The organism is Moorena sp. SIO4E2 (genome assembly GCF_010671945.1).
GTDB classification, from domain to species: domain Bacteria; phylum Cyanobacteriota; class Cyanobacteriia; order Cyanobacteriales; family Coleofasciculaceae; genus Moorena; species Moorena producens.
Map to the genome: position 1 here is coordinate 1 of NZ_JAAHIE010000506.1, position 5120 is coordinate 5120.

Annotated in this window: 5 protein-coding genes; 1 reads left to right on the top strand and 4 read right to left on the bottom strand. The window is 37.2% G+C overall.

All coding sequences use genetic code 11. The features are described from left to right. Positions 1-363: 363 nt before the first annotated feature. The 4 genes from F6K37_RS31660 to F6K37_RS31675 all read right to left on the bottom strand — a co-directional run bounded on the left by F6K37_RS31660 (position 364) and on the right by F6K37_RS31675 (position 3639). Positions 364-1776, bottom strand: a complete 1413-nt coding sequence (locus tag F6K37_RS31660; protein WP_287254531.1) for a S8 family serine peptidase — start codon at positions 1774-1776, stop codon at positions 364-366. Positions 1777-1875: 99 nt separating this feature from the next. Continuing rightward, positions 1876-2292 (bottom strand): hypothetical protein, encoded by a 417-nt coding sequence (locus F6K37_RS31665; protein WP_287254533.1) that lies wholly within the window; start codon positions 2290-2292, stop codon positions 1876-1878. A gap of 54 nt (positions 2293-2346) precedes the next feature. Beyond that, positions 2347-2988, bottom strand: coding sequence for a hypothetical protein (locus tag F6K37_RS31670; protein WP_287254535.1), 642 nt, complete (start codon positions 2986-2988; stop codon positions 2347-2349). 81 nt (positions 2989-3069) lie between these two features. After that, on the bottom strand, positions 3070-3639 hold the full coding sequence (locus tag F6K37_RS31675) for a sigma factor-like helix-turn-helix DNA-binding protein (protein ID WP_287254537.1): 570 nt from the start codon (positions 3637-3639) through the stop codon (positions 3070-3072). A 1172-nt stretch (positions 3640-4811) separates the two neighbouring features. Here F6K37_RS31675 and F6K37_RS31680 point away from each other — a divergent pair. Further along, positions 4812-5117, top strand: coding sequence for a sigma-70 region 4 domain-containing protein (locus F6K37_RS31680; protein ID WP_287254539.1), 306 nt, complete (start codon positions 4812-4814; stop codon positions 5115-5117). Positions 5118-5120 lie beyond the last annotated feature (3 nt).

A 5120-nucleotide genomic window follows, 5' to 3' on the forward strand; every position in this document is an offset into this window, starting at 1 on the left:
AGCATCCGAAATACTGTTTGGTTTTCGTCTGGTGAGTCTGAAATTGCTCTGACAAAGTTGTTTCTGACATCCAAGGATTGGTTCGCAGTAAATTCTGTAGTTCCAACGTTGAAAGTAAACACAGAATACCAGTCACGATAGCAAAACTTTAACAACCGGTTTCATAGCTCTTTCAGGAAGAAGAGCATGTGAAATAGTCAACACAGCGTCATTTACAAAAGTAAAACAACAAGATAACCTAGTAGCTCCTGAACGGTTCTGCCTAGGATTTAAAGATTCGTTGGGAGTGTGGGTAAATCCCGCAACGCTTAAGTCTTGGGATTTTGGAACTTCAGTATTATAGTAGGGTGTTTGAGTAGAAATTTAAGGTTTTTTACTTAAGTTATTAGCCAGACTAATATCCAACTTCTGGGCATCAGCATAGAGCATCTGAGCTTCTTCAAGCTTAGCCTTTTTTTCAAGAGCTTCTTCAAACTTAGCCTTTTTTTCAAGAGCTTCTGCCATGTCAATAAACACTTCTGCAAAATTGTGAGATCCTTGATATTCAGATAGTCTAGCTAACTGAATTAAATTTTTAACACCGGGATAGAGTTTTCCATTAACCTCCCAAGTATTAGAAAAAATATTCTTTTTCCGGCATTGAGAATCTTGCTTACAGTTAATGAAAGTAAGTTTAGAAAACATTTCCTCTCCCAAGTATTGTTTTTGTAATTGAGTGTCTATACTGTTGTCACAGAGACATCCACCACCTTCAAATCCATAAACTTCAAAGCCATAAAATTTAACTTCGCTTTGTTTCAGGTGTTGAGTCAAAGCATCTTTAGAGCCAGGCGCTTCAATAAGAAGTTTGGCAAAATTAACTGCCTTAGCAGCATCTATGTTATTTACCTGTAAGTCATTGCTTACTAAGTTGCTCTGAGTTTGTACTGTATCTGTAATAATTTGCTTGAGAATTTCAGGGCTATCAATACCCTTTTGTTTAAGAACTGATTTCACTAAAGCAGCTATGCCAGCAACATGAGCAGCAGCTTGACTAGTTCCTTGACAAACGTATAGTTTATCTCCTCCGTTACCTCGTTTAGGGAGCATTTGAGGAATACCGGACACGAATTTAGATTTTTCAGAATTAAGTGGTTTACATCCACCTAAATTTCCAGTAGAAAAAAATCCTCCCGGGGCATAAATATCTATATCCTTGCCCCGATTTGAGTAGGGAGCTATCTTACTATCTCGGGTAAGAGCACCAACTGCAAGAGTTTGATCTAGGTTAGCAGGAAAGGATGCGTAGTCTTTAGCACCATTTCCAGCAGCTACTATGACAAATTTACCATTTTTATGAGCTGTCATAATAGCTTTTTTGAATTCCAGATCTTTATTATGAGTGCCTTCTAAGCTTAAGAGAATTATATCGGCTTCACTTTTAGCAGCTTTAATCACACACTCAACGATATTTGCAGTGCTTCCTGTGGCCCTCTCTTCCCCGTTTTCATCTTCATTAAAATCTAGGACGCGGAAGGACATAAGTTTAGCTTCTGTAATGCCAGCAGCTCCATAATTGTTATTAATTATTTCAGATATCATAGCAGCCAAGTGTGTACCATGAAGAACAAGATCTTTGGACTCTTCTGGCTTATCAATAGGCTCCTTATCAATACAATCGTAACCCGGAACAAAATTACTTTTATCAAAGTCTTTAAAATCTTTACCCCAATATATTCCGCTATCAACAATAGCAATTGTGACTCCTGAACCTTTAGAATATTTCCAAGCCTCCATTATATTGGTTAATTTATGCGGCCATTGTTTGGGATATAAAGGATCATTTGGTGGTAATGAGGCGGGATAGTAAATATAGTTGGGTTGAATTACCGTGTTTTACGATAGTTTTTTGTCATTTTTCAGTGCTGACAGTAAACCAGAATCACCCTTCAGAAGATAAATGTGGTCATCAATCAGCTCCTCTGAACTGACGCGAACTGGTGAATTATTTAGCTCATGGCAATTCAACAATTTTTGAACATATTTCTCAACTTTTGCCTTATTTAAAGGTAGTTGAGATTCTTTAAAATTTACAAGGATTTCCTGAAAATTTTCATCAGGATTAGACAGATTTTTTTTGTTAACATCATGATTTGAAGGAAACTTAACAGGACATCCTAAAAAACGATTGATAGAGTTACTTGCAATTACCTCCCTCGATTTAGGGTTAAGAGCCAATATCACTACAAAAACTACAAATACTAATGCATTAAAGCTCAAAAATATCCCTAAAATATACCAATTTTTTTTCATGTTTATGCTCCAAAAACTAAAAACCACTCAATTAATCAAAATGATTAAAAATAGTTAAACAATCACATTTTGGGTGAATTTAATTTGGTCAAAACATATCTGAATACGCAAAACTGATCCACGGAAAAGGAAGATACGGTTTGACAATTTTTTGCTCTTATTACCTTCTTTAGTTTTACTTCTAATTATTTCACCATCAAAGATTAAAGTTAATTCTAAATTAGAAGGTAAACAATCATGTATTATTGGTTTGAGTGTTACCAAAATATCATTTTCTTCCTCCTCAGTTGTGAAAGAAATAATTAGCTCGATTTTGCCAGCTTCCCCTAAATTTACTTCACGCACTCGTTTAATACGTGATTCAGTAGAACCGGAAAATCCAGCAGCAATATAGCTAGGCTCTGAATTGAGTTTTGGATTTCCAAAAACTGGTTCTCTTGGCTGCCAGTCATCGCCATAATTTTCTTTAACCCATTCGTCCAAAATGACTATATTTGAACAATTAACTGGCTCATTTGTTATAAAATCTAACTCTTGAAAAGTGAGTTCGTCAATCTCATTAATTAAAAAACTTACTGTATCATCAGACTCGGCCATCTCAAGTATCTTATCCAGGCGCTTTGATTCTATTTCAGTAAGCTCTGACTTACTTACTAAGTGATAATATTCGGTCAAAACTTCTTTGTCTGCTTGCATCTCTTGTTCTTATATATTCATAAGGTTTCTGGAATTTAAAGCTTGATTATTGTCTATGACTAACCTCCATGCTGGTCTTTTTTATTGAAAAAATCTTTCCCTTAGACGTTTTAATGCTCGTTCACCTCTCTTTCTTGCAGCATCGTGTCTAATATCTAAACGATCGGCAATACTCTTCCATGATAAACCTTTGACTATTTTTAGAACAAGTATTTTTCGATCTTCAGGACTTAAGTCTTCAAAACTACCAATTAATTTTTCTATTTTTTGTTCGATTAAATTATTACTGGTAATCTTGGGAATCAGATCTGATTTTATTTCACCAATCAGTTTTAATTTTATTTCTTTATTTTGTTTTTCTGTTTTATAGTATTCTTGAATAATCTTAAAAGAAACACGATTCAGGAAAGCTGGAATATTTACAATTGAAATTTTATACTCAATAATTTTTTTTCGTGTACGAATATATGCTTCTACCAAAATTTCACTTTCATCCCACTTCCCATCTAGTTTGAATTGACGAAGAGAGCGCTTGATAAAAAACAGCAGTTTGCGTGCGCTATCATTCCTCTTGTCTGAAAGGGCATCAACCACCACTTCATTGAGTAAATTGAGTAGGTTGTAGTTGGTAATTTCTTCAGGATCCTTCATTGTTGAGCCATACTAGCCTTTCTATAATATTGTGCTTGAATAATAACAAAGTGTGACACCATGAGCGCTGGTTGACTTACAAAAGTCAGACCCCAAATCTCAAACCCCTTTCTAGATAGGCATTTCCGGCTTGCAGAAAAATGTACTTACCACAGATTCGGAGGGGTGACTCTCTGGCTTGGGTTAACAGATCAACCCCGGATTCTGAAAGTTGCTACCAATGGCTAGATATTGGCTGGGGTCTAAAGTTATTCGTGATTTGACAGTTTGTGGTTATATTTTGTTTTTCGTCGAGTCTCCCTAATTGAAGGTTGTAACATCAAAGGCACTAAGGCTTTAAGTCTCTCTCCAACTGATCAAAGCAAAACGGCACTGCCAGGATTATCGCGGCTGCGCTACCTCCGTATTGCAGTAGAGCTATTGTCTCAGAAGATCCTAGAGGCAACATTTCGCTCGATGGAGAGGTATTAATAATGATCTGGTCTTCGGGTTGCATAGTAGTTTTTAGGAATTGATTAAAGTTTGGGCTATATAGTTATGTGGCACATCTTGGAGATTCTGTGACAATCGCGATTAAAGTTTGGGCTATATAGTTATGTGGTACATCTTGGAGATTCTGTGACAATCGCATTAAACTATGAGAGACTGTGAATAATTGCTCCGTAGGTTTGCCGTTCTCTAATTCTGGGAAACCCAACACGTGAAAAAACCTAAAACCCCAACTTTGGCACCGCCTGTCGTTTCGTATCCTCACCCCGTCTATACATATTTAGTAATGGTCACAGGAGACACATGACCCGTTAACTTCTGAACTGTGGCCATAATAAGTTGCACCAGAAATACCACCAGCATGATATCCAACACGGTCTAATCCATGCTCTCTGATGGCTGCCAGGATATAAGCTATTCATTTCGGAGTGTATTTTGAGCGTGCCATATAGTCTAAACTCCAGAACAGTAGGAGGTAAACAAAAACAATATCAATGTGCTGAAAAGCCACAAGAACCAATTGTTACCAATACAACACAACCTCCTGTTCCTCGGTCATGGGATCCCTGGTGTTGAAACTCAGAATATAGAAAACCTATACTTTCTTTATTCTTTCAAGGCTCAAGAAAAAATTAGAATAGTTTTAAACTTTAATAAGGCTGTCTCATCCCTTCCTAGTTAACATCCCTCATCAGCATCAACTCTCCCCAGATCAGGAGCAAATCTTCTTGCTAAGTTTCGCGAGTGAGATGGAATATCAGGAAATTGCAAGTCAACTGAAGACCTCTAGAGAGTTGTGGCGCAAACCCATGAGTCAAATCTACATGATTTTAATAATTTTGTGGAATAGGCATCTTGGTGGAATGGGCATCTGGCTGTGGAACGGGCATCTTGATGGAACGGGCATCTTGATGGAATGGGCATCTGGCTGTGAAACGGGCATCTTGCCCGTTACAATTCCCAGGCGGGCAGGATGCCCACCCCACTGATAT

Excerpts from the sequence above, each read along its gene's own strand:
- F6K37_RS31660 (WP_287254531.1), bottom strand. The coding sequence starts at position 1,776 with ATGGAGGCTTGGAAATATTCTAAAGGTTCAGGAGTCACAATTGCTATT.
- F6K37_RS31665 (WP_287254533.1), bottom strand. The coding sequence starts at position 2,292 with ATGAAAAAAAATTGGTATATTTTAGGGATATTTTTGAGCTTTAATGCA.
- F6K37_RS31670 (WP_287254535.1), bottom strand. The coding sequence starts at position 2,988 with ATGCAAGCAGACAAAGAAGTTTTGACCGAATATTATCACTTAGTAAGT.
- F6K37_RS31675 (WP_287254537.1), bottom strand. The coding sequence starts at position 3,639 with ATGAAGGATCCTGAAGAAATTACCAACTACAACCTACTCAATTTACTC.